The organism is Salinarimonas sp. (assembly GCF_046292825.1).
In the GTDB taxonomy this organism is placed as follows: Bacteria; Pseudomonadota; Alphaproteobacteria; order Rhizobiales; family Beijerinckiaceae; genus Salinarimonas.
On the sequence record NZ_JBKBQG010000049.1, the window covers coordinates 1 to 22,862 of the forward strand.

The following is a 22,862-nucleotide window of genomic DNA, read 5'->3' on the forward strand; positions in this document are numbered from 1 at the left end:
AGGGACGGCTCTAACACCCATTTTCAGGCCCCGCTCGAGCGCCTCTCAAGTCCTCTTTCGACCGGCTCTTTGTGGTGCAAGAGCATGTGGCGATCGCTGCAAAACCAAGTGGCGCGCTTCATCCCCTGTTCGGAAGAACGCCCCTCCCTCCCTCTTCCGTCTCCTCTGTCCTGTCCCCTCTCTCCCCTCCTCCTCGTCGTCTCCTTTGGTTGGTCTCCGGGTCGAGGCGCGGCAGGTTGCCGGCAACCCCAACGGAGCCTCAACGTTCTCTTCTCGCGCGCCCGCATCCGCATCGGCCTGTTCGCGTCCTTCGGCTCGGACCGGGTCGCTCGCGTGGCTACGCGCTCGACTTCCAGGTCGGCGTCTCCGGCTTCAGATTCGACATCGGCGTCCGCCATCCGCAGCGCCCCCACCGCTACCTCCCGGGCGTCGAGTGCGACGGGGCCCGCTACCACTCCAGCAAGAGCGCGCGCGCGCGCGACCGCCTGCGCGAGGAGATCCTCGCCGGCTACGACTGTGACACCCGTCTTGCATCCAGCCGAAATTAGAGCCTCGGCGTAGGCGATCGACCCGCCCCTCTGCCTTTTCCCAAGCAAAGGCGCTTCACTCGGCGCGAGCTACGCCGTGCGACATTGTCGAGGAAAATGAAGCAGGACAGCTAACTCAGCGAGTTGATCAGCTCCCAACCCTTGCGCGATGCCCAACGGTCGAGTTCGTGATCGATCCTCGTCTGCTCGGCTGGCTCCAGGTTCCCTGATACGGTCTTGAACTCGTGAGAGATCGTCTCCGCCATGGAGGTGAAGTGCCTGTCCATCATCTCGAAGACGATTTGCCGTCTGTCGCGACCCGAGCCATTCGCAAAGCTCGTACGAACGCCGCCATCGCTTGGGAGCCAATCCGGAGCCGCCGGGACGACGACAGGCTCGCCGTCGCCCGTATCGACGAGATCGGCGAATGCGCAAAGCAGCTGAAAGGCGTAGCGTTTAACGCTCACTCGTATCCGTCGGACCGCTTCCTTGGCATTTGAATCCGTATACTTCTCGATACTTTTGAGGGTGTAATCCAAGCTGAACGACCGATCAATCCAGCGCTGCGCACAATCGCTCAACAGCCCGAGATCGGGATCCAAATAGGCGCTATCGTAGCGGCCCATGTTGGGATTGAATGCGCCCAAAAGGCCCCCTCGACGCGCCACTTCTGTGTAAGGGGCGTCCCGCAAGCGCTCGATCGAGACCAGCATGTAGCTGATGTGCTCGTAGAACGGCGTGCCGTTCAAGCCTTGCGAAGAAATATCGTCAGTTGCGATATCGAACACGTCCTTCGCCGATAGGTCTCTTCTCGTCGGAAGAACGAGGTCGGTGCGCGCCTGATAAGCACAGGTGCGCCTCAGATCCTCGCGCGTCATAAGGGGGTCGAATGTAATGTAGGTGTATCGTGGAGGCACGCCGACGAGCGACAACATTCGAATGCCAATGCTATTCTGATTGGAGGTGGTCTTTTTGTTGAATCTCTTTAGGACCGCATCAACTCCAGATTCGATACCGAACAGGCACCGATCGAGCCCGAGCCGGACGAGTTCACGCCACATTTCGATACGGTCGAGATGCCACGCGGCGTCCTTGTGCGGTCTATAGACTTGATCGATGCGAGAGTTCGTTTCGAAGGTCATGCCGTTTCGCGCGAGAGCACGCGCCACGCCGAGGACCCGGCGCTCCGACTCTCCGTCGGCGCGGTAGCCGACGAACTCCTCATCGACGAGGAAGACCCGGCGGGCGAGATGCGGGTGCCGTTGCATAAGCCGAAGGATGTCCGGTGTCACCACGTCCAGAGCTTTGGGATCATCGCCGGACCAGATGCCTTTGTGGGTGCGTGGACAGAACGAGCATGCGTAGCTGCAGCCGCGGCTGGTCTCGAGCTGGACGACTCCGCGATGAGCGAACGTGTCGTCGAGCAGATCGAGTTCCGGCAGCATGTCGTCCGTCTCACGTGGGCCTCGACGTACCGTCTGGACGATTTCGCCTGCCGCGGTTCGGAAGGCGAGACCCGGAATCTCCTCGAGCGATGCTGCCCCACGTGCTTCCTGGATCAACCCTGCGATCGTATCCTCGCCCGCGCCCGTCGCCACGCATGCGGATGGAAACCGCTCGAGAAGGACGTCGCGGTTCAAGGCGGAGAGGCTGCCGCCGAAGACGACCCGCGATCGGGTCAGCAGGTCTCGCGGGATGACGGCGACGAGACGCTCCAGAACGTCCTGCTGCCCGAAGGTGGCGGAAATTCCGACGATGTCGGGCCGTATCCGCTCGATATCCGCCGCGATCTCCTCGACGCTCACACCAAGTTGCATGTCGCGCAGGAAGACGCGGGAGGCCCCAGCCTTCCGTGCCGCGCGTGCGAGATCCGAGATCGCCAGAGAGAAGCGCGGAAGCGGAAAGTTTTCGGGATGGTACAGCGCCGCGAGGAAGACGCGGGGGTGTGCCATGACTTGGAAGAGACGGGGGCCGTTGGCGAGGACGCGCCAGACCCCGGCCTCGACCGCCTCGGTCCGCGCGATCTCGCTACGAACGATCGACGGCAACGAGCCGGGATCATAGGGTCCGAAGGCGACGCAGAGTGCTTCGACCTCTCCCGTTCGAACGAGCGCGAGCCTCCTCTACGAAGCGGTTCTTTCGCGACGCGCCGAGCCGTCGTCCGTATCAGGCGCCCTTTTGCGCAGGCTCGCCGGAAGAGTGGCCTCGCGGCGATGGTTCGAAAGCGGGCATCTTCTCCGGTTCTTCATCCTGCCGGTGCCTCGGCATCGAACCGGACCGCTCGCCTGGAGAGACTCCCCTGGCGGGTGCTGGCTGACGACGCCGCTGGCCGCCCTGGTGCCTGCCGATTTCGGAGAGATCGAGCTCGATCGCGTGAGCGCGGTCGCGACATGGTTGCGCAATGGAAGTGACCATGGATGATTGCGGCGCCTGTGCAGCAAAGGTGTGCGGCAAGCTCGACGAGGCGGATCGCGTCGCGTGCTTTTTTGGGGGTCGAGGTGCCCGCGCCCTCCTGGCCGGCGCCGGCACCGTCGCCGTAGCCGATCCCCACGGGGCGGGTCGCATCCTCGCCATCGAGCAGGAGGATGCGACCCTCGCGCTGCGCTTCGGTGCGGTCGTTTGCGTTCCCGCGAGCACCGCACGCTCGGCCGATGCTCTCGAGAGGATAGGATCGGTCCTGTCCGGGGAGGCCCGGCGACGGCGATGGGCCTTCATCCGGTGGCTGAGACCGGCGACAGGCGACCGGGTCGTGATCCCGGACGACGCGGAGGTCTGGTTCGAAATCTCCAAGCCCACCCGTCCGCAGCCGACGCCGGCTCTGGCGGGAATCAGTTTGCGCGTGGCACGCCCGGAGGACGAGACCGCGGTCACCGAGATGCTCGAGCGTTCGCTCCTCGCAGGGTTGAATCGTTTTCAGCGAGAGCACCTGCCGCCACGATACCCTCTGCACACTGCGTTCTCGGCGACATCCCCCTTGATCGTCGTCGCCGCGGCGTCATCGGGCCCCTTGGGATGCTTGTTCGGCGACTTGAGCGCGACAAGCGCCCACGATGGAGAGACGCGCGGGCGCATCGTCGACGTCTTCGTGACGGAGCAAGCACTCGGGCGGGGGATAGCGACTCTGCTCGCGCATGTCTTCGAGGTCGCGTGTCGCGAACTCGGCATTGCCGAAATGGCCGGAACCGTGGAGGGCGGCGATTATCCGGGGACGCTGAGCCTGCTCGCCCGGCTCGGCTCGCAGGGCTGGAAGCCGGATACGATGCTGGTCGACTTCCGACCGCGCAGGAGAGGAAAGTGATGCGACGTGGACGATTCATCGCGTTGGAAGGCGGAGACGGCGCAGGAAAGACGGCGGCGGCCGAGGCGATCGCGGCCGCTTCGGGAAGCGATCTTTGCGTGCTTTCACGAAAAGATTGCTCGCCGAGTACGCCGTTGGCCCGGAGCACCCTCCCGAGGCTGCGAGACCTTCTCTTCGCCGGATACGAGGGGCGTGACTTCGTCGATTCATTCTGGTGGCACCTTCAGATATCATGGCATATCGGATTGTATGCGAGCGACATTCGCCCGCGTTTGGAAGCAGGTTCCGACGTTCTGATCGACGGGTGGATCTGGAAGCTCGTAGCCAAGCTGATCGTTCAAGGGCACGATGAGACCCTGCTCTTGTCCGACATGCGCCCCGTTGCCCAACCGGACACGATCGTCTTCGTCCGCGCGTCGGTCGCGACTCGCGCGACACGCCGAGACTCGTGGTCGATGAGCGAGCGCGGGCTTCACGCAGGCCTCGACGTCGACGAGCCGGGCGCATTCGCACGATATCAGCACGCCGTCGAGCAGCAGATGACGCTTCTCGCGGAGCGGCACATGTGGACGATCGTCGACATGGTACCCGGTGACGACCGTGCAGCGGCCGCAGGGCGCCTGAAGGCGGTGGTGGACGAGGCGAGAGACGAGGACGGGAAGCGACCGCCCGTGTCATGACCATCGGGCAAATCTGTTGACAATTCAGAGTGCCGGATGCCTTCGAGGCACGCGCTCGCTAGGATTGAAGCCGAACACAGGGGAGGAGTGGTCGATGAACCTCGTTGGCAGGGGAGCCACTATGCATGATGGTGCTCCGCCAGAGAAGCCCGACCTCGCCGCTTCTGTCACTGCGTCGTTCGCACGGCTCGGCCGGAAGCACTATACTTGGCCCTTCGTCGACGGGGCTCTCGATGGGGCCCTGGCGAGGCAGGCCAGGCGCTCCTTGCCCGACCAGACCGCCGTCGGCGTGATCGGCGAATTCGAAAGGGCTTTCGCCGCGTTCCTCGGAGCCGAACACGTGCTCGCCTTCTCGTCGGGAACCGCCGCCATCCATGCGATGGTGGCGGCGACCGGGATGCAGCCTGGCGACGAGGTCCTCGTCGGCGCCTACGGCTTCTTCGCCAGTGCTTCGCCCTTGGCCTACGAGGGCCTGCGGATCCGGTTCGTGGACGTGGACCGGTTCGGGAACATCGACGCGGATGCGGCCGAGGCGGCGATCAGCGAGAGAACGCGCGCCATCATGTGCGTTCACATGTGGGGCAATCCGTGCGACATGCCGGCGTTTCGAGAGCTGTGCGACCGGAAAGGACTCTGGCTTCTGGAAGATTGCGCCCATGCCCACTTCGCGCGCTCTCGCGGCGTGAGAGTCGGGACCACGTCCGACATGGCGTCCTTCAGCTTCAATCAAAAGGCCTTGACCGCAGGCGAGGGGGGAGCACTCGTCTGCCGGACTCGGAGCTTGTACGAGTCCGCAATTCTGTTCGGCCATTACAACAAACGGGCGATCTCGGAGGTGACGCCGACGCATCCGGACAGACGGTTCGCACAGACCGGGTACGGCCTTAAGTACCGTCCTCATACGCTGGCCATGGCGATCGGGCTCGATCAACTCGACAAGGCCGCCGACATCGAGGCGCGCCGTCGTCGCAATCTCGAGCGCTTGCGGAGCGCTCTCTCCGATCACCCCCACCTCGAGCTTCTCGCCTCCTCCGATAGGGGCGACGAGCCGGGCCTCTACGTCGCGCCGCTCGTCGTCATGAACGTCGACCAGCCTTCGGAATATCGAGAGCGCCTGTGCAGGTGGATCGAGTCGGTGGGGGGGTCCGAGATCGACATACCCGGTTCGACAGGCCTCATGACGGGCTTGCCGCTCTTCGGGGACAACGCGGAAACCGCACGCTCCGGTCCGGACACGAGCCGAGCCGCGGATTTCGCAGACCGCATCCTGAAGCTTCCCCTGTGGGGCTATCCCGGCGACGAGGAGATCGTGGATGCATATGGGTCCGCCCTCGCGGCTTCGGCGAATTTCGTGAGCGTCGGCCCGTGATCGATCTGCAGCTTCGGGCACGCCTGCTCGGCCTCCTGGCGTCCGGCGAGCACGTCGACCGTCGCAGCGCAGAAGACGCCATCTCCTGGATCAGGCGATGCGAGACGCCGTACCGACTGCGGAAGCCAGACGTCCCGAACACGCACCTCGCGGCGTACGCCATCATCCGCGCAGACGACACCTTCCTCCTCGTCGATCATGCCAGAGCGCGTTCATGGATCCCGGTCGGAGGTCATCTCGAACCGGGCGAACTTCCTGCGGAAGCGATCGCCAGAGAGGTGCGCGAGGAACTCGGTGTCGATCCGAAAGCGGTTTCACGGACACCCTTCTTCGTCACGCGTACAAAGGTGACCGATGGGCAAGTCGAGCATACGGACGTCACCTTCTGGCACATCGTAGATGTCGAGCGCGCCGCCGTCGGCGAGCGGACCGTCGACGGCCATGAGAAGCTTCGATGGTTCGGCATCGATGAGATCCGTGACTTGCGCGACATCGTCGGGCTGCGCCGCGCTATCGCCGCGATGGAGCGCTCCGATCTGCGGCTACGGTGCAGGTCAGCGCCCAAGCTTGGGGATCCGCGTCAGGGCGACCTGAATCTGCATGTGATGGCAGAGTGATCGCTCAACTTGCAGATGCGGAAGTCGTGGTCGATCGCGACTTCGCCGACATGATCGACGAGTTTGCCTCGAGCGAACAAATGATCGAGTCTTTGTCCCTCCCCGGTCCGCGGAGAATACCAAGTGTAGGCGGGTTCTCGCCTGAACCTTCGTCGCAGGAGGTCGACAAAGCCCGTCGAGGCGAATGCGGAAAAGACCGGCGCACTCTCCGCCGCAAAGTCTGCGACATGGGCGTGGTGCACCGCATCGACGATATTGAGGTCTCCGACGATGAAAGCGTTTTTCGCTGTGGAATGAAGCCGGCGAAGAACGGCGTTCTGGAGATCGTCGAAGAAGCGTCTTCGGAGCGCGAGATTCTCGGGATTGTAAGCGGGAGCATAGACCGCTACCACATAGACGGGTTCGAAAGGCGGATGCGCCTCGAGGCGCAATATCTTCAGCCTATTGCGCAAGCTTTCAGTCGAAACCTTCAGTTCGACGCATCTTAAGCGCGAACCCACGACAACATGATATTGGCTCTGTTCGGTGTCGTCGTCTAGGTCCAATGGATTGTATCCGATTCGACGCAGGTGTTCTAAAAGGCTGATAGTCGCTGGCTTTCTTTTCAGCTCGGACAGTATAAGAATGTCGGGAAGAAGATTTCTTACAAATTCCGCGATCTGAGCGGCGCGGTCGGCGCCGGAATTCTGGATATTGGCAGAAAATAGTACGTATTCTGATCCTGCCTGAATGAAAGCTGGTTCGGTATACCCCTTTAGCTCATCACTGGCAACGAACAAGTCTCTCATCGGTGTTCTGTAGCCTTTCTCGTAAGATATCGGTCATGGTCATGCAAAACGCATCAGGCGTCAACGTTCCGTTTGCATGAACTGGAGCCTGAACGCGGGTGCGCGGGCCGGATTTTATTTATCCAGAGTTGAGTTATCGGCCTGAGGCGACCCGGCTCGGCGCCGCGACGCACCCCGCCGCTTCCTCGATGCGAGGGCGGGCTCGTCCGAATCGCCATCCGAGCGACCATGGCGCCGAAGGAGAACAGCCCGGCACTCGCGATGAAGGTCGTGCGGATGTCGAAGACGAGGATCAGCGCGCCGAGCGCGGGGCCGAGGATGACGCCCAGATTCAGCGCCTGGTTGTTGACGAGGAACAGGAACTTGCGGTGGCGCGTCGGCCTGCGGGCGAGCTCTCCGTAGGCGGCCGTCTCGTAGGCCGCGCTGCCGGTGCCGATCATGGCCGCGGCGAGGACGAGAGCCGTGGAATCCTGCGCGAAGGCGAGCGCGAGGAAGCCCGCCGCGCGCAGGAAGAGGCCTCCGGAGAGGAAGAGCCGCGCGCCGGTCTGGTCGATCAGCCTGTACGCGTTCGCTGCCTTCGTGTTCGCCGCGGCTCGAATGCGAGCCGCGGCGGAGGATGAGCGCGCTTCGCCGCGGCGGAGGGTCGCCGCGGCGAGCGGACGCTCGTGAGTCCCGATCACGCCGCGCGGGCGCGATCGAGCGACGCGGTATCACCGACGACGATGGCGAAGCGATCCGCCAAAGCCGCCAGCCCGGCGCGGTGGACCGTCGCGGCGTCGACGATGCCGCCCGCGGGATCGGGCAGGTCCCTCGTCGCGCAGGCGTCCGCCACGATGGTGCTGCGCAGTCCGAGATCGAGCGCGGCGCGTGCCGTCGCGCTGACGCACAGATGCGTCATGCAGCCGGCGATCACGAGCTCGCGGCGTCCGGTGGCCGCGACGAGATCGGCGAGCCCGGTGCGCGTGAAGGCGTTGGGAAGCGACTTGACGACGATCGTCTCTCCCTCCAGCGGCGCGAGCTCCTCGACGATGCGCACGCGGGGCGTGTCGGGATCGAACAGCGCGCCGCCCGCACGGCCGTGATGGACGACGTGGAAGATCGGCGCGCCGACCGCGCGCGCGGCGGCGAGCAGTCGTCCCGCCTCGGCGATCGCGGCGGCGATGCCGACGAGCGGCAGCGCGCCGGAGACGTATTCCTCCTGCATGTCGATCAGGACGAGACACCCCTCCTCCAGCGCCGTCGGCGCCGTCGGCGCGCCGGCGAAGGAGAGGAGCGTGCGCGGTGCGGGGCGGTTCGCGATGGTGGTTGTCGCCGTCATTGAAATCTTCCATGGTTGGCAGGAGGACGATAAAGCTTCCCGCGGGTGCGCGTAAACGATCAGGACCTCACCGTGACCGAGAGAAAACGCACACGAAAGATCGACTGGGAGGATCTCCGGTTCTTCGTCGCGCTCGCGGAGGAGGGGACGCTCTCGGGCGCTGCGCGACGGCTCGGCGTCAATCACGCGACCGTCTCGCGCCGCGTCGCGCGCCTCGAGACGAGCCTCGGCGCCGTTCTCTTCGACCGCCGCGAGACCGGATTCGGTCTCACGGCGGAGGGCGAGGCCGTGTTGATGCACGCGCGACCGATGAGCGAGGCCGCGCTCGCCATACGCCACGATCTCGATGCGGGCGCGCGGGCCGGAGGCACGGTCCGGATCACCTGCACGCCGACGCTGGCGGATCGATGGCTCGTCGGCTCCCTCGTGCCGTTTCGGGCGGCGAATCCGACGATAGACGTCGAGGTCTTCGCCTCGACGCAAGCCTTGAGCCTCGGTCGATGGGAATCGGACATCGCGATACGCCTCGCGCGCCCGCTCGACGGCGAGCTGCTCTGCCGTCGGGCGGCGAGCCTCGCCTTCGCCCTCTACGCGCGCCACGACATGGCGGCGGCGGTGGAGAACGGAGACGGCGAGCGCTTCCCCGTCGTCGGCTATCCGCCGGACGAGACGCCCCTGCCGGAGAGCCGCGCGCTCGCGGACTGGGCCGGCGGGCGGCGCATGGCGTTTCGCTCCAACAGCCTGAGCGCGCAACTCGCGGCGGTCGAAGCCGGCTTCGGGATCGGGATGTTGCCGTGCTATCTCGCGGACGCGTCGCCGCATCTCTCGAGGATCCCCGGCACGGAGGACCTGCCGAGCCGCGAGGTCTGGATCCTCGCCCGCCGCGACGTGGCCCGCCGCCCGCGCGTCCGCGCGCTGCTGGACCACCTGTTCGCGCGATTCGAGAAGGACCGCGCGGCTTTCGCCGGCGCGGTCCTCCCGGAGGCGGTTCGTGACTGCGCGCTCAGCCCTTCGCCGCCGCTCGCACCGGCTTGACGGGCGAGGGGAGGGGCAGGAGCCCGCCTTGCGGGCTAGTGCCGCTGTTCCTCGCGGCCGGCGCTCCGGTGCCGGCGGACGCCGAGACCTGGGCCTTGCTCGCAGCCCTCGTCATCGTCGGACAACTCGCCGGCCAGGGGCTCGTCGTCACGGCACTCAAGGACCTCCCGGTGTCGCTCGGTTCCCTCGTCCTGTTGCTGCAGCCCGTGTCCGCGGCGGCCTTGTCGTGAGCTTGGCTGGGCGAGGTGCTCGCGCCGGTTCAAGTCGTCGGCATCGCCATCGTGCTCCTCGCGATCGCGGGGGCGAGCTTACGATCGGGTTCGTAGACGAGAGGCCCTCGACTCGATGGATCGCCGCCGCTCCGAAATGCCGCGCCGGGTGCATGAGTGCTCGACGGATCAGACGATCGTGATCGTCTCCGATCGCCGCGAGACGGCAGAGCGCGCGGATGTCGTCGTCTTTGGGTGCGGACGTGATCCGGGCGATTCACCTGCGCGGGGGAGGGGGATAAGGTCGCGGCTCTTCAGACCGCGTCGGATTTCGCCGCGATGCGCTCGAAAGCGGTGGTGCCCGGGTCATCCGGAGCGAGCGGCCCTTCGATCTCGAACTCTTCGACGAAGATATGCTCCCCGAAGTCGAATTCGTACTCGAAGTCGAGGTGGAGGGCGCAGGCCCAGTCGAGGCGATCGTTCTCGTCCTGCCAGTCCCCGATGCCGCCGAGCGGTATCTGCGCCGCGAACGGGAGATCGATCACGATCTTGGCCCGCACGGACGGCAGGATGCCTTGCGAGAAATCGAAGCCCAGCACGGTGAGACCGCGGACCAGAAATTCGTTCGCGACGAGCAGTGTCGTGCCCTCTTTCAGGTTCGTCGGAACGAAGCCGAAGATCAGCCGCCGCTCGAGCATCGCGCGGATCCGCTCCAGCTCCGTCGCGGCGGCGGAGCTGATTTTGCCGGAGACCGCCTTCTGCCATGCCTTCCGGCAGGTGGCGAACTCCTCCGGTACCCCGTCATCCACGCCGTATTGGCGGCTCGGCTCCGCGACGACCGAGATCAGGATGCGATGATGGTAGGGCGGGCTCGACGGCGCACACGTCTCGGTCATGAGCAGAGTTCCGGATGGGCCCGGGCGGACGCCGCGCCGAGTTTACGTTGGCGCCGCTGCCGTGGTCTAGTAGCGGCGACTTCCGGTTCCGGAGTGAGATGACGTGATGAACAGCAAGGATTCCAAGTCTCCCTCTCTCGACGAGCCGGCAGCAGCTTTCGATCGTGGGGCTTCGCCGATCTTTCTCCCGCCTGCTGCCAATCCGACGGAAGTCGCCGACGCAATCGCGACTGTCGAGGCTTGGGCGCGCACGGACCCGGCGGGCCTGGCGCGCGAGATCGGGATGGGGCTCCTGCTCGAGGACTCGGATCTACTGCTCATTGCCTTGCACGCAAACATCGACGCCGAACTCGTCGCGGCAGCCGTCCGCCTGGGTATGGAGACGATCGCGGCCAGCCAAGCGGAAGCAGCGCAGGAAATCGCAGCCGGCGAGATGGACAGCGTTTTCGCGCACCCTCGTTTCATCACCGCCGAGAAGCTGGCGCGGCTCGCGAGCGCTGCGCAGGTCGAGGAGGCGCGCCGAAGCCTCGGTCCGTTCGAGGAGGACCGCGGCCGGTTCGTCGGCTGATATCGACAGCGAGCGAGCGTCAGCCGCCGATGCTGAACACCGCCCGCTCGACATCGACGGCGCGCCAGTGCCGTCGGGCGGACGAAGCCGCGTTCAACTCTGCCGCCTTCGCGACGCACCAGGCGCACCAGCGCGTATAGGCGGCGACACGGCGCTCGATCGAGGCATGCTTCGCGACGACCATCGGCGCCATCTGCGGATCGACCTCGGCCCATCTTACGAGAATCCTGCGCACCACCTCGTCATAGACGACGGCCGTCTCTGGAGCGGCGAAGGCGAGGACCTTGGAGCCGAAGGATATGCCGGCATAGGGGATCTGGACGACCGAGCGGATCGCATCCTCGACACTGCCCCGGCTCGCGTGTCTCAGTGCCTCGTCCAGCGCGGCCAGGCTCTCGTCGATAACCGGCCGGGCGCGCCGGGCTCTGCCTTGGACGAGCACCTTCGTGCGGGCCAGGACATACCCGTTGCGGCGGTTCGGGTCCTTCGGGGAGGCGTAATAGCCCCAATAGAAGATCGACAGAAGCGCGGCGAGACGGGTTCGCGGATCGGGAGCGTGAATGCGGTCGTGATGCCACGCGTCGAGTGCTGCGGCACTCTCGAGGCGATGTTCGGCCAGGTACAGGTCGTACTCCTCCACTTCGATCACGGCCCTCGGATCCGTACGTTCGCACTCGATGAGGCAAACCGGCGGATAGAGGAATCGCGCGCGGGCGTTTTCCCAGTGATCGACCGACGTGCCCTCGGCCCGAATCAGTTCGTCCATGTGGTTCCACACCCCCCCTTGGCGGCGGATCATCTCATCGTTCGCGCCACATCACCCGACCCGAAGCTTTGCCGCAAGCGCGCGGCTCTCCTCGGATCGAGCGCGACGAGCGCGGGGCGTAGCCCAGCGGGTCCTGGAGCGCCGAGAAGTCGCCGGCGAGGACCCGTTCTTCCCAGTCGCTCAGGTCGTTCATGGGCTCTTCGCCACCTCCACCCGCACGATCCGCCCCACGATCGGCTGATGCAGCCACAGATCCGCGCATGGCCGCCCCGTCACCCGCGACACCGCGCGCGCGTAATGCGCCGCCTGGCCCGCGAAGGCGGCGAGGCGGGTATCGCCGGTCTCGACGCCGCCGGGGAAGCTCTTGTGGTCGACGATGGCGAAGCCGCCGGGCGCGTCCACCAGGAGGTCGATGCGGCCCGCGAGGATTTGGTCGCGGTCCGGAATGTGGACCGGCCATTCCGGGGCGAGGCCCGCTCCCGGGTAGCGCTCGGCGAGGAAGGAGGCGAGGCGGCGGGACATTTCGAGGAGGTCTTGCGGTTGGAGCGGCGCCGCGCCCCAGGCGGCGATCAGGCGGGCGGCGCGGGCGCGGCGGCGCTCCGTGGCGAGCGTGAGGTCGTCGCAGGCGAGGAAGCGGTGGCAGGCCTCGCCGACGCCTCTCATGTCGGGCTTGCCCGCAAGCGCGATGCGGGGGCCGAGTGCGAGCGTCTCGACGATCCGGGCGCCGTCCGCCGCCGCGCCGCTCGGCGCGATGCGCAGAGGCGGGTGCGTGCGGCGGGGGACGAGGGGACGGAGATGGTCGACCGGCACCGACGCCTCGCCCGCGGCCCCGGCCGTCGGCTCGCCGCGCGCGGCGAAGGCGCGGTCGCCGACGCGAACCGCCCCGTCGGCGAAGGCGACGAGCGGCGCGCCGGTCTCGTCCGTCAGCTCGTCGAGCCAGGAGCGGTCCTTGCCGGTGAGCGCGAAGACGAGCGTGTCGCGGGCGCGGGTGGCGCCGACATAGAGGAGCCGCACGCGCTCGAGCCGCTCGGAGGCGAGCGCGGCGACGCCCTCGGGGCTCGCGGCGGCGGTGCCATCGAGCCCGACGTCCTTCTTCTGCTCGCCATAGGGCCAGGGCCAGAAGCGCAGCACGCGGCCGGCCAGCGGATCGCGCCAATCGGGGGGCGAGCCCGTCGCGTTCTCCGCGCGCAGGCCGAAGGGCGAGCCCTTGGCCTCGGATTCGAGCTCAGTGAGCACGACGATCGGCCATTCGAGGCCCTTGGCGCCGTGATAGGTGAGCACGTGGACGGCGTCGGGATGGCGGCTCGTCGGGCGCTTCGCCTCGTCCTGCGCGCTGAGCCAGCCGCAGAGCCCGACGAGGGTCGCGGGCGCGCGCTCGGCGCGGCACTCCTCCTCGTAGGTCGCGGCAAGCGCCCGCAGGGCCTCGAGATCGTGCCAGCGCTCCTCGAGCGCGCCCCAGCCGCCGACGAGCGCGACGAGGCCCGGCAGGTGGAGGACCGCGTCGAGCATCTCGGCCGGCGTGAGCTGCGCGGCGCGCGCGCGAAGATCCTCGAGCTCCGCCGCGAAGGGGAGGGCGGCGCGCAGGGCCTCGCGCGGCGCCTCCGCGAAGGCGGCGGCGAGCCATTCGTCGTCCTCTCGCGCGAAGCGGCAGAGCTCGGCGAGCGCGAGCGCGTCGGAGGGATCGGCGACGGCGCGCAGAGCGGCGAGCATCAGCTCGACCTGCGGCGTGGCGAGAAGCCCCGCGCGGTCGACGGCGACGCGCAGACCCGCCGCGGCGAGCGCCTGCGCGACCGCGCCGACCTGCCCGTTCGAGCGGCAGAGGATCGCGATGTCGCCGCCGCGGGCGGGGCGGGTCTCGTCCGATCCCTTGGTGGCGACGGGCCAGGCGGCGGGCTCGGCGAGGAGGTTCGCGACATGGGCGGCGAGCGCGGCCGTCCGCTCGCCGGCATTCTTGCCGGACATGGTCCACGTGGAGAAGGCGGCCGGCGCGCCGTCCCGTTCCTCACGCGCGGTCGCGTCGAAGGCGATCTCCTCGTCGCGCATGCCGACGGAGCGGAAGGGCGGCAGGAAGGCCTCGTTCACGAGATCGACGATCGGTGCACGCGAGCGCCACGAGGTGCGCAGATAGCGCGTCGTGCCGCCGGTTCCGGCGGTGATGCCCTGCGCGGCGGCGAGCGTCAGCTCCGGGTCGGCGTCGCGAAAACCGAAGATCGATTGTTTGGGATCGCCGACCCAGACGCTCACGGGGACGATGGCGGCGAGCGCGGAGAAGATCGCCACCTGGATCGGGCTCGAATCCTGGAACTCGTCGACGAAGACGGCCCCGATCAGCTCGCGCAGACGCTCGCGGTTCGCCGGATCGCGCAGGATCGCGAGCGCGAGCATCTCCTGGTCGACGAAATCGACGAGCCCGCGCTCGCTCTTGTAGGCGGCGTAGGCCGTCATGCAGTGCGCGGCGCAGGCGAATTGGGCGGCGACGAAGTCGGCGAGGTCGGAGCGCAGGCGCGGATGGCGGGGATGCGCGGCGGCGGCATTCTTCACGTCGTCGAAGAGGGCGGCGTCCGCCTTCGTCGCGCCGAGCTTCGACAGCTGCGCCCAATCGGACCAGGGCAGGAGATCGCCGCGCCGAAGCGCGGCGTGCGCCGCCTTCACCTTCGGGACGTCCTTGTCGAGCGTGCCCTTCTTCAGCGACGCCATCGTGGTCGAGGTGAGGTCCGCGCAACAAAGCGCGACGGCGTCGGCGAGCGCACGATCGAGGTCTTGCGCGCTCTCTCCGGCAAGCGGTCGGCCGAGGAGGCGGTCGAGACCCGCGAGCGCGTGCTCGGCGCAGCGGGCCATGTCCTCGGGACCCAATCCGTTCAGGTGGGCGGCGTCCGCGATGCGGCGCACGTCGTCGCGCCAGCCGCGGCGGGTGCCGGCGGGGCCGCTGTAATCCGTCTCCGGGATCGAGAGCCGCTCGGCCAGAGCCCCGATCCGCGCCGCATGCGCCTCCATCACTTCGCCCGTCGCGCGGGCGAAGAGCACCGCCTGCCGCTCCTCGGCGATCACCTCCGCGAGCGGCGAGCGGCCGAGCGCGAAGGCGAATTCCTCGATCAGCGTGCCGCAGACGCTGTTCACGGTGCCGATCCGCGCGGTCAGCATCGCCGCGGCGAGATCGGACCGGCCGTCCCGGATGAGCTTCGTGCGAATGCGGCCGGCGAGCTCGCCCGCGGCCTTCTTGGTGAAGGTGGTCGCCATCACGCGCTCGGGCGCGATTCCGCTCGCGATGGCGCGCGCGATCTCCTCGACGAGGTTGTAAGTCTTTCCGGTGCCGGCGGAGGCGACGATCGCGTCGACGCGGCCGAAGGGGGCAGGGGTATCGGCCATCACGCGCTCCTCACCCGGCAGAGGCCTTGATAGTTGCAATACGGGCAGTCGGCCTCGCGCACGAGGGGCAGGTCCGGCGGGTCGTGCTCCGCGAAGCCTTCGATGCCGCGCGCGACGAGAATCCCGCGCTCGGCGGCGTCGCGCTGCAGGCGATAGGTCTCGCGCAGGGCGGCGAAGGTGTCGGCCAGCGAGCGCGCGGCCGGAATTTCGAGGCCGGAGAGATCCTCGTCCGCGGGCGTCGCGAAGAGGCGCTGGCGCAGGAGATAATAGCCCGCGCGCGCGCCGGGGCCGCCGTAAAGGGCCGTGTAGGTCGCGAGCTGGATCGCATCGCCCTCCTTGATCTCGTTCTGGCGGCGGGTAGCGCTGCGCGTCCATTTGAGATCGATGACGACGATACCCCCGCGCGCATCCCGCGCGACGAGGTCGATGTCGCCGACGACCGGCACGCCGGGCGCCGCTTGCGCCTCGAAGCGCTCCTGCGTCCCGACCACGGTGAGGCGATTGGCAGCCAAGACCCGCGCGAGATCCGCCATCGCTTCGGGCAGGCGGCGGCGGGCGAAGGCGAGATCGATCGCGGCGGCGGGGTGGCGCAGGGGCGCGGCCAGACTGTCGACGAGCGCGTCGAGCTGCGCGCGCGCCGTCTCGGCCGCGGCCTCCGGCGCGGGCGGCGGACCGGGACGGAAGATCGCGATCGAGAGCGCGTCGGCGAGGTTGCCGATCAGCCGGTTCGCGTCCGGGATCGCGCGCGCCCGGCCGGGGTGGAGCCTCGCGACGTGGCGCAAGGCCCAAGCGAGCGGACAGGCGGCGAGCGTTTCGAAGGAGGTCGCCGATTCCCTGCGCTCCACGAGCCGCCCCGCAAATCCGACCGGCGTCGGCCACCACACGCGTCCCGCAGGCGGCGCGCCCGAAGACGCCGCGACGCGGGGGAGTTCGCGCCCGCACAGCGCTGTCCTCGGCGTCGCGAGCGCCTCCTCCAGCCGCGCCTGGGTGCCGAGCCGCTTCAAGGCCGGCTCGATGCGGTGTGCGAGCGGGTGGAGCGCGTCCTCGTCGTGCGCGTCGAGGCCGCCGGCGACGAGGAGGATGCGCTCGCGCGCGCACAGGACCGCCCGCTCCCAGGCGGCGCTCGCGGCCGCCGCCGCGCGGGCGGGCGTGTCCGGGTGGATGCCGGCGGCGGCGAGCGCGTCGCGCTCGGCCTTCGTCCAGGGGCTCGGGGCGGCCGCGTCTCCGGGCGCGACGAAATTCCACCAGAGGAGCGTGTCGACCGGCCCCCAGACGGCGCCGGGATGGGCGACGCAGCGCCAGGGCGCCGCCTCGGCGATCGCCGCCGGATCCGCCTCGCCCGTATCGAGCGCCTCGTCGACGATGCGCTCGATCAGCGTGCGCGGATAATGCGTGCGGCCGAGCGCGACGAGGGCGCGGCGGACGTCCTCGGCGAGACGGGCGGTGGCGAGGAGGAGCGGATCCTGCGTCTTGGAGTGACGTGCCACCGCCCAGGAGGCGGCGGCGTCGCAGATGGCGAGTGCCTGGGCGGCGGGCATGCCGATGGCGGGATCGGCGCAGGCGGGGTCCGCCCAGGCGCGCCAGCGGGCGATGCGGCGCTCGGCGCGGGCGGTGTCGCCGTCGGCGAGCGCATCGGCCTCGATCGCGGCCCAGGCCTCGTGCCACGCCGCGCCGCCGCGCCCCGGCGCCTCCTCCAAGGCCTGCGCGAGCCGGCCCGCGGCGCGCGGGGCGATCGGGCCGTTGGGGAAGACGAGGAGCTGGAGGAGGGCATGCGGGTCGAAGGGGGCCCAGGCGACGGCAAAACCGAGATGAAGCACCTGCAGCGTCCCGCGCCGCGGCGAGCGCAGGCTGCGCCCCGCCCGCGGCTGGCCCGCCGCCGCGAGCCCGTGGTCGAGCATGCGGCTGTCGCCGCCCTCCGCAATGAGGGTCGCGCCCGCGCCCTCGGGCGCCGCCTCGACCCATTGCCCGACGAGCTCGGCCGCGAGCGGCGCGCTCGCGCAGGTGGCGAGGCTCACGCTCCCGTCGGCGGCGCCCTGCGACTCGCCGCCCTCGGCGAGCCAACGCTGCAGCCGCCCGAGCGCGGTGCCCTCCGGCGCGGCGGGCGCGAACGCGATCTCCTCGATCGCGACGCCGAGCGCGTCGAGCCGGTCGACGAGGCGCGAAAGGCCTGGCGGCAGGTGCGCGCGCCGGTCGACGAGCCGCAAGGTTGCGAGGCGCGCGACGCAAGGCGCGTCGATCTCCTCGAGCAAAGCCGCGATCCTGTCCGACAACCCCGGCGGCAGCGCCTCGGCCGCGCGCTCGGCGGCGGCGAGATCGCGCAGGCGCGGGGCGTCGAGATCGAGATCGGCGCGCCAACCGGCCTCGACGAGCCCGTCGCGCCAGCGCAGCAACACGCGCGCGGTCGCCCAGGCATCCTCGTGGAGCGAGCGCGCCCAGAACCGCCCCGGACCCGCGTCCTCCAGCGCCCGCTGCCAGGCCGCGATCCGCGTCACCGCGCTCGAAGCCGGCGCGGACAGCCCGCACAGCGTCTCCAGGATGTCGACGACTCCCAGTGGCCCCACCGAAGCCGCGCCGACCGCCCCCACCGCCCCGCCGCACCCGTCCGGCGCGCCGCCGCCGTCGAGATGGAGGCCCAGAACGATCGTCAGGCGCGTGTGAGGCATCGTCTATGACTTCCTTCCGCCGCGCGGCAGCGAATCGCGAGGGGCGTGTCGAGCGGCGCGGTAGCCTAAGTGCGCTGTCTGGTTCCCGCAAAGGCTCATCGTGTCATGGGGTCGTCGGTTTCTGCGGACGGCGTGGCTCGGTCGAAGCCGTAGCCATCCACGCCGATCCGGCACGCGTGCCGGCCAAGCAGCGTCGGGGTCCGCCTTCTCCACGCTCGCCTCTCGGGATCGACGATGCCGGGAGAGAAGGGTAAGGTGGTCGCTGCGAAGCGCAACCTTATCGACGGCTGCTTGCACAGCTTCATTCGTCGCTTGTCGCGGTCCCTCCATCTTTCGACCGGACCGCCTTTTCGCGCATCGCGGCGAAGGTGGCGCCGGCATCGGCAAGGGCCGGGCTGAGGCGAATTGGGGCGTGGCCAAATTGCCGAAGGCCGACGACGATCGACCGCCGACACCTAGCACGTGTCGATTGCGTCGCCGCCGTCGGGAGCGGCGGTCCTCGGCTTCGCTTTTCGCCTCTTTCGCTTTACCACGACGACATTCTTCATGCGCCTTGCTGCACGAATCCGGTGCTTTTCCGCGTTGCGAGGCGGCTCGTAGCCAGCCTCTAGTTCCTTCAGCGCGTTCGGTTTTTCGACGACGATCGCGCGCCGCTTCTTCAGCGGAGGGTACGGTCGCTTGTGGCGCGTGCGTGCTGCCCGACGCTGTGCATTTCGAGAAGCGGTCTTGTACATGCCCGGCACCTCATCGATCCACTTTCTACAATCTGGATCTGCGTTGAGAGCTGCTGCTTCACATCACCGCCATCTCCCGCGACGCCGCCTCCGCCTCCAGCCGCGGCGTGTTGCGGAAGGCCATAGCGGTGCGGGCTTCCCTGTTCGGGAAGCCCGGCGATCGTGGTGGCGACCTTGTCGGGGGAGAAGGGCCCTGCATTCGCGGCCGAGTTCCTCCGGCGCTCGCTGCGCCGAGCTCGACGGCGATGTCCGCGCAGACGCCGAAATGGTCGCTGAGGGGCTTGCCGCCGGCATCGTGCTCGTCGATGCCCCAGACGGCGCGCGCCGAGAGCTCACCGGAGATCGCGATGTGATCGACGCTCGGGCGCTCCACGATCGCCAAGCGACCGCCCGTGACGATCCGCGCCGCCCCGAGCGCCTCGAGAAGCTTTTCGTGAGCGGCCTTCGACCCCCAGATCCGCGGGAGGAACTGATTGTAGTCGCCGATGACGACGAGCGGCAGACGGTGCTCGCGAGCCGCGAGATAGGCGTGCAGGGCGTCGAGGAAGCGCAGGTGCTCCGACCATTGCCGCGCCTTCGGGCGCTGACCGAAGGGCGAGGCCGCGTGATAGGGGATGCAGACGCCGATCACGCGGACGACGCCGAGGGGCAGCTCGGTCGTCCCCGCGACGAAGGCGCCGGATTGGAGCCCCTCGTTGCCGTATTCGTTGATGTCCGTCCAAGGACTCTTGGCTCCGAGCACGACCTTGCGCTCCGACGGCTTTTGCGGCGACCAGTGCACCCCCTCGGCGGAGATCTCCTCGTACCCGAGCGCCGCCGCCGATCCCTGGTGCGCTTCCGTCAGGCAGACGAGATCGGCCGCCTGCGCCAGGATGCGCGCGCCGAGTTCGCGGCCCTTCGCCGAGGACGGATCTTTGCGTTCCACGTTCCAGGTGAGGATGCGGGCGGTCGGATGAGGTGGCGCGGCGAAGCTTCGGTGCTGTTCCACGGTCAAGCCACGTTCGCGCCGATCCGCCCCGATCTCGGCCGGGCGAACCGGCGCGACACCGGGCTATACAATTCCTCCCAAGCGTCGCCGTCAACTTCGAATTCCAACGCACTCTTGAGAGCCTCAAACGGATCTTGCGCACCCAAGAAATACGCCTGTCTCACGAAGAAACTCTCCTCGTCGTAATCGTCGTCGACGAACCACGTGCTCCTGGAGAGCGTGCTCGCCGGGGGGCTCGGACGCGAACTCGTGACCCTCGTCGCGCCATTAAGACGGATGCCGGCGCGGAAGGTCGCCTGCAGGAGATCGCGCTCGGCCGCCGTGGCCGAGTTCCAGTGGGCGACAGCGTCGCGAAGGTGGCGTCGATCAGCCGGCGCGTCACCGGACACATAGCCGCTTGCGTGAACGGCGCCACGTGCGCCGTGTCGAAATCGGTCGCGTAGAGCGATCCCGAGCCGGGCTCGACGAGGCTTGTGCTACATCGTCGCCCCCGCGGAAACGCAATGCCATCCGACGGTTCCCACCTTCTCGCAGCCTACCGAAAGAAGGGTTCCGCCGGAAGCATGCGCCGTATCCTCTACCTCGACCGGTTTCGATTTCTCGCGGTCACGTTCGCGATCTTCGCACACGTGCTGATCAAGCACAGTGTCGCTGAATCCGAGCTTCAGGCGGTCGGCCTCTGGCTGACGCTCGCGACGCGGACGGCGACGCCGGCGCTGCTGGTGATCTTGGGCATCATGGTCGCGATCGTCTACGGACCACGCTTCGGCGACGAACCGACGCGCACGAGCGCCCGCATCCTTCGCCGGTCTCTGCAATGTTATGCGGCGTTCGTCGTGGTCGTGCTGACCGGCTTCGCCGCCGGTCATCAGGACCTCGAAACCGCGCTTCTAGCCTTGCCGTTTCTCGCCCGAGTGAGCAACGGGACCATCTTCCAGCTCTACGTGCTGCTCCTTCCGGCCACGATCGGGCTCCTCTTTCTGCGCGAGCGTTACGGTGCAGCGGGTCTCGTCGCGGCCCTGCTCGCGGTGTGGCTCGCGTCGCCCGCGCTCGACGCGCTCGAGGGGCCGTGGCCGGACATTCTGAGCGTACCCGGCTCCCTCGTCTTCGGCTTGGGAGGCGAGTGGGGACCGAGCGCCTTCCATGGCCTCTCCCTCGTCGCCTTCGGCATGCTGCTCGGCGCGACGATCGTCGGAACCGGCGGCGTCCGGCGCGGTCATGCGATCGGCGCGAGCGCGGTCGCGCTCGGCGCGCTCCTGGTGATCGCCCTCGACGTGATTCGGATCGGGCCGCAGAGCTTCGCGGGATCGATCGTTCATTTCGACATCTATCGCGGCACGAACGCCCTGCAATATTACGCGTTCGGGATCGTCTCGGTGCTCGTCTTGCTCGCCGCATGTCGGATCGTGAGCCCCCATCTGCCCGAGAGGCCGCTCGCGCCGATCGATCGGATCGGCAGCCTCACCCTGACCTATTTCCTGCTGGGGGAAATCCTCGTCCTCGTCCTGCCCGATCCGCCGATCGTCGCGCTTTGGCAGCTCGCCGCCACGGCCGTCATCCATATCGGCCTCGCCGGAGCGCTCACGCTCGCGATCCACCGCCTCCTGGAGAACCGTCGGTCGCGGGTGTCGTCGTTGCGCGGTTCGGCACGCTCTTGAGCGATGCCCCGAGGACGAGGTATGGCTCTACGCGCGGCTCGACCCCAGCGACCGTTCGCTCGAGGTGCTCGTCTCGACCGGGGACGAGCAGGCCCGGGACATCGCCTGGATGAGACGCGGGTGAGGCGCGCCTCAACCGAGGCTTTTCGCGTAGAGGGCCGCGGCGGCCTCCTCGATGCGCGCGCGCCAGGCGAGCCGATCGAGCCACGCGGCGGGAATGCCGGAGGCGCCGTAGAGCGCGCCGGCGAGCTGGCCGGCGATGGCGGCGGTTGTGTCGGCATCCTCGCGGAGATTGGCCGCGAGCAGCACCGCGGCGCGAAAGTCGGTGGTGCGGGCCACCGCCCAGAGCGCCGCCTGCAGCGAATGGACCACGTAGCCCGACAGATCGGGCCAGGCCGCCTCGAAGGCCGCGTCCGGCACGTCGCCTATCGAGGGACCGGCAGCTGACCTCGGGTGGCGCGTTCCCGCTCTCCGCGCAAGCGGCGCCACATCGTCGCCCCGCCATGCTAATCCCCTCGCTACCCAGCCCTGCGCGCCGCGTCGGGGCGGACCGACGAGGACCCTGCCGATGACGTCTCCCGCGCGCGCACGCCCCCGCCTGATCGTGTTCTCGGTGTCGCATTTCGGCGAGCGGGCGCGCTGGGCGCTCGATCGGGCCGGAATCGTCTACGACGAGGAGCGTTGGGCGCCCGGCCTGCATGCGTGGCGCGCGAAGAGGCTCGGCCTTCCGCGCACGCAGGTCCCGGTCCTCGTCGGCACGGACGGGGCGATGCTGCAGGGAAGCGAGGCGATCCTCGATGCGCTCGATCCGCCGGGGGGCGATGCCGAGATCGAGGCGCGCTGCGTGCGCGCGATCGGTCCGCTCGTGCGCCGCTACCTCTATTCGGCCGCCCTCGACGATCCGCGATCGGGCGTGCGCGAGGCGCTGCTGACGGGCGTTCCGCCCGGCGAGGCCCGGCTCGCGCGGCTCGTCTGGCCGCTTACCCGCCTCCTGATGCGCAAGGGTTTTCGCGCCTCGCCCGAGCATCTGCCCGAGCTCTCGCGGCGGCTCGGCGCCGAACTCGCCTGGCTCGGCGAGACGCTCGCGGCGCGCGGCGGCGCGCATCTCGTCGGCGGCGCCTTCGGCCGGGCCGATCTCACCGCCGCGGCCCTGCTCTCGCCGCTTCTCGCCCCACCGCAATGCCCGGTCGGCGATCTCTACGGGTCGATCCGGCTGCCGCCGGCGGTCTCCGACGAGATCGCCCGCTGGCGCGCCGAGCCGGCCCTCGCCTTCGTGGCGCGCATCTACGCGGAACATCGCCGCGGCGAGACGAATGGCCGCCTGCCGGGTTGAGCCCGCGCGCTCCTTGGCGCATGGTCGCGGCGGGGAGCGACGAGGAGGA

22 protein-coding genes are annotated in these 22,862 nt (G+C 68.5%); 10 read left to right on the forward strand and 12 right to left on the reverse strand.

Annotation, left to right across the window (positions count from 1 at the left end; all coding sequences use genetic code 11):
- Window positions 1-86 precede the first annotated feature (86 nt).
- Complete coding sequence (locus tag ACK4UM_RS17890; protein ID WP_409802004.1) at window positions 87-548, forward strand: hypothetical protein; 462 nt, start codon at window positions 87-89, stop codon at window positions 546-548.
- Window positions 549-658: 110 nt separating this feature from the next.
- On the opposite strand, the gene ACK4UM_RS17895 is transcribed toward ACK4UM_RS17890, so the two are convergent.
- A complete protein-coding gene (locus tag ACK4UM_RS17895) occupies window positions 659-2,575 on the reverse strand; it encodes a B12-binding domain-containing radical SAM protein (RefSeq protein WP_409802006.1) in 1,917 nt (638 codons plus the stop codon).
- A 353-nt stretch (window positions 2,576-2,928) separates the two neighbouring features.
- Here ACK4UM_RS17895 and ACK4UM_RS17900 point away from each other — a divergent pair, with 353 nt between their 5' ends.
- The 4 genes from ACK4UM_RS17900 (at window position 2,929) to ACK4UM_RS17915 (ending at window position 6,491) form a co-directional block, all read left to right on the forward strand.
- Window positions 2,929-3,825, forward strand: a complete 897-nt coding sequence (locus ACK4UM_RS17900) for an N-acetyltransferase family protein (protein ID WP_409802008.1) — start codon at window positions 2,929-2,931, stop codon at window positions 3,823-3,825.
- On the forward strand, window positions 3,825-4,505 hold the full coding sequence (locus tag ACK4UM_RS17905; protein WP_409802011.1) for a hypothetical protein: 681 nt from the start codon (window positions 3,825-3,827) through the stop codon (window positions 4,503-4,505). The genes ACK4UM_RS17900 and ACK4UM_RS17905 overlap by 1 nt, the downstream gene beginning before the upstream one ends.
- Before the next feature lie 265 nt (window positions 4,506-4,770).
- Window positions 4,771-5,874, forward strand: coding sequence for an aminotransferase class V-fold PLP-dependent enzyme (locus tag ACK4UM_RS17910; protein WP_409802015.1), 1,104 nt, complete (start codon window positions 4,771-4,773; stop codon window positions 5,872-5,874).
- Complete coding sequence (locus ACK4UM_RS17915; RefSeq protein ID WP_409802018.1) at window positions 5,871-6,491, forward strand: NUDIX domain-containing protein; 621 nt, start codon at window positions 5,871-5,873, stop codon at window positions 6,489-6,491. Before ACK4UM_RS17910 ends, ACK4UM_RS17915 begins: the two co-directional genes overlap by 4 nt.
- On the opposite strand, the gene ACK4UM_RS17920 is transcribed toward ACK4UM_RS17915, so the two are convergent.
- From ACK4UM_RS17920 to ACK4UM_RS17930, 3 genes are read right to left on the reverse strand one after another with little or no spacing between them, the layout of a single operon-like run.
- Window positions 6,455-7,279 (reverse strand): endonuclease/exonuclease/phosphatase family protein, encoded by an 825-nt coding sequence (locus tag ACK4UM_RS17920; protein ID WP_409802021.1) that lies wholly within the window; start codon window positions 7,277-7,279, stop codon window positions 6,455-6,457. The two genes, ACK4UM_RS17915 and ACK4UM_RS17920, sit on opposite strands and share 37 nt — an antisense overlap.
- A gap of 53 nt (window positions 7,280-7,332) precedes the next feature.
- The gene (locus ACK4UM_RS17925) at window positions 7,333-7,959 is read right to left on the reverse strand and encodes an MFS transporter (RefSeq protein ID WP_409802025.1); all 627 of its coding nucleotides are present in this window, start codon (window positions 7,957-7,959) and stop codon (window positions 7,333-7,335) included.
- The gene (locus ACK4UM_RS17930; protein WP_409802028.1) at window positions 7,956-8,597 is read right to left on the reverse strand and encodes a cysteine hydrolase family protein; all 642 of its coding nucleotides are present in this window, start codon (window positions 8,595-8,597) and stop codon (window positions 7,956-7,958) included. The genes ACK4UM_RS17925 and ACK4UM_RS17930 overlap by 4 nt, the downstream gene beginning before the upstream one ends.
- A 72-nt stretch (window positions 8,598-8,669) precedes the next feature.
- Between ACK4UM_RS17930 and ACK4UM_RS17935 the strand changes: the two genes are divergently transcribed.
- Both ACK4UM_RS17935 and ACK4UM_RS17940 read left to right on the forward strand, forming a co-directional pair.
- On the forward strand, window positions 8,670-9,632 hold the full coding sequence (locus ACK4UM_RS17935; protein WP_409802032.1) for a LysR family transcriptional regulator: 963 nt from the start codon (window positions 8,670-8,672) through the stop codon (window positions 9,630-9,632).
- Window positions 9,633-9,727: 95 nt separating this feature from the next.
- Window positions 9,728-9,862: a hypothetical protein gene (locus ACK4UM_RS17940; RefSeq protein ID WP_409802036.1), complete on the forward strand. Its 135-nt coding sequence runs from the start codon at window positions 9,728-9,730 to the stop codon at window positions 9,860-9,862.
- Between the two features lie 293 nt (window positions 9,863-10,155).
- Here ACK4UM_RS17940 and ACK4UM_RS17945 read toward each other — a convergent pair whose 3' ends face one another.
- Window positions 10,156-10,737 (reverse strand): hypothetical protein, encoded by a 582-nt coding sequence (locus tag ACK4UM_RS17945; RefSeq protein ID WP_409802039.1) that lies wholly within the window; start codon window positions 10,735-10,737, stop codon window positions 10,156-10,158.
- A gap of 106 nt (window positions 10,738-10,843) precedes the next feature.
- Here ACK4UM_RS17945 and ACK4UM_RS17950 point away from each other — a divergent pair, with 106 nt between their 5' ends.
- Window positions 10,844-11,305: a hypothetical protein gene (locus tag ACK4UM_RS17950; RefSeq protein ID WP_409802042.1), complete on the forward strand. Its 462-nt coding sequence runs from the start codon at window positions 10,844-10,846 to the stop codon at window positions 11,303-11,305.
- 19 nt (window positions 11,306-11,324) lie between these two features.
- Here the strand turns inward: ACK4UM_RS17950 and ACK4UM_RS17955 are convergent, their stop codons facing one another.
- The 6 genes from ACK4UM_RS17955 to ACK4UM_RS17980 form a co-directional block, all read right to left on the reverse strand.
- Window positions 11,325-12,071: a hypothetical protein gene (locus ACK4UM_RS17955; RefSeq protein WP_409802044.1), complete on the reverse strand. Its 747-nt coding sequence runs from the start codon at window positions 12,069-12,071 to the stop codon at window positions 11,325-11,327.
- Between the two features lie 34 nt (window positions 12,072-12,105).
- Window positions 12,106-12,264, reverse strand: coding sequence for a hypothetical protein (locus ACK4UM_RS17960; RefSeq protein WP_409802046.1), 159 nt, complete (start codon window positions 12,262-12,264; stop codon window positions 12,106-12,108).
- A complete protein-coding gene (locus ACK4UM_RS17965) occupies window positions 12,261-15,437 on the reverse strand; it encodes a UvrD-helicase domain-containing protein (RefSeq protein ID WP_409802048.1) in 3,177 nt (1,058 codons plus the stop codon). Before ACK4UM_RS17965 ends, ACK4UM_RS17960 begins: the two co-directional genes overlap by 4 nt.
- Entirely contained in the window at window positions 15,437-18,100 is a 2,664-nt protein-coding gene (locus ACK4UM_RS17970; protein WP_409802051.1) for a PD-(D/E)XK nuclease family protein, read from the reverse strand. Before ACK4UM_RS17970 ends, ACK4UM_RS17965 begins: the two co-directional genes overlap by 1 nt.
- Before the next feature lie 455 nt (window positions 18,101-18,555).
- Window positions 18,556-18,834 carry a hypothetical protein gene (locus ACK4UM_RS17975; RefSeq protein WP_409802053.1) on the reverse strand — a complete coding sequence of 93 codons (279 nt, stop codon included), beginning with the start codon at window positions 18,832-18,834 and terminating at the stop codon, window positions 18,556-18,558.
- Between the two features lie 58 nt (window positions 18,835-18,892).
- Window positions 18,893-19,822, reverse strand: a complete 930-nt coding sequence (locus tag ACK4UM_RS17980; protein ID WP_409802056.1) for an endonuclease/exonuclease/phosphatase family protein — start codon at window positions 19,820-19,822, stop codon at window positions 18,893-18,895.
- Between the two features lie 563 nt (window positions 19,823-20,385).
- Here ACK4UM_RS17980 and ACK4UM_RS17985 point away from each other — a divergent pair.
- Window positions 20,386-21,480 carry a hypothetical protein gene (locus ACK4UM_RS17985; RefSeq protein WP_409802059.1) on the forward strand — a complete coding sequence of 365 codons (1,095 nt, stop codon included), beginning with the start codon at window positions 20,386-20,388 and terminating at the stop codon, window positions 21,478-21,480.
- A gap of 132 nt (window positions 21,481-21,612) precedes the next feature.
- Here the strand turns inward: ACK4UM_RS17985 and ACK4UM_RS17990 are convergent, their stop codons facing one another.
- The gene (locus ACK4UM_RS17990; RefSeq protein WP_409802061.1) at window positions 21,613-21,969 is read right to left on the reverse strand and encodes an ADP-ribosylglycohydrolase family protein; all 357 of its coding nucleotides are present in this window, start codon (window positions 21,967-21,969) and stop codon (window positions 21,613-21,615) included.
- A 79-nt stretch (window positions 21,970-22,048) separates the two neighbouring features.
- Here ACK4UM_RS17990 and ACK4UM_RS17995 point away from each other — a divergent pair, with 79 nt between their 5' ends.
- Window positions 22,049-22,813 (forward strand): glutathione S-transferase N-terminal domain-containing protein, encoded by a 765-nt coding sequence (locus tag ACK4UM_RS17995; protein ID WP_409802063.1) that lies wholly within the window; start codon window positions 22,049-22,051, stop codon window positions 22,811-22,813.
- Window positions 22,814-22,862: the final 49 nt, after the last annotated feature.

Excerpts from the sequence above, each read along its gene's own strand:
- ACK4UM_RS17900 (WP_409802008.1), top strand. The coding sequence starts at position 2,929 with ATGGAAGTGACCATGGATGATTGCGGCGCCTGTGCAGCAAAGGTGTGC.
- ACK4UM_RS17905 (WP_409802011.1), top strand. The coding sequence starts at position 3,825 with ATGCGACGTGGACGATTCATCGCGTTGGAAGGCGGAGACGGCGCAGGA.
- ACK4UM_RS17920 (WP_409802021.1), bottom strand. The coding sequence starts at position 7,279 with ATGAGAGACTTGTTCGTTGCCAGTGATGAGCTAAAGGGGTATACCGAA.
- ACK4UM_RS17930 (WP_409802028.1), bottom strand. The coding sequence starts at position 8,597 with ATGACGGCGACAACCACCATCGCGAACCGCCCCGCACCGCGCACGCTC.
- ACK4UM_RS17945 (WP_409802039.1), bottom strand. The coding sequence starts at position 10,737 with ATGACCGAGACGTGTGCGCCGTCGAGCCCGCCCTACCATCATCGCATC.
- ACK4UM_RS17950 (WP_409802042.1), top strand. The coding sequence starts at position 10,844 with ATGAACAGCAAGGATTCCAAGTCTCCCTCTCTCGACGAGCCGGCAGCA.
- ACK4UM_RS17955 (WP_409802044.1), bottom strand. The coding sequence starts at position 12,071 with ATGGACGAACTGATTCGGGCCGAGGGCACGTCGGTCGATCACTGGGAA.
- ACK4UM_RS17960 (WP_409802046.1), bottom strand. The coding sequence starts at position 12,264 with ATGAACGACCTGAGCGACTGGGAAGAACGGGTCCTCGCCGGCGACTTC.
- ACK4UM_RS17965 (WP_409802048.1), bottom strand. The coding sequence starts at position 15,437 with ATGGCCGATACCCCTGCCCCCTTCGGCCGCGTCGACGCGATCGTCGCC.
- ACK4UM_RS17970 (WP_409802051.1), bottom strand. The coding sequence starts at position 18,100 with ATGCCTCACACGCGCCTGACGATCGTTCTGGGCCTCCATCTCGACGGC.
- ACK4UM_RS17975 (WP_409802053.1), bottom strand. The coding sequence starts at position 18,834 with ATGTACAAGACCGCTTCTCGAAATGCACAGCGTCGGGCAGCACGCACG.
- ACK4UM_RS17985 (WP_409802059.1), top strand. The coding sequence starts at position 20,386 with ATGCGCCGTATCCTCTACCTCGACCGGTTTCGATTTCTCGCGGTCACG.
- ACK4UM_RS17995 (WP_409802063.1), top strand. The coding sequence starts at position 22,049 with ATGACGTCTCCCGCGCGCGCACGCCCCCGCCTGATCGTGTTCTCGGTG.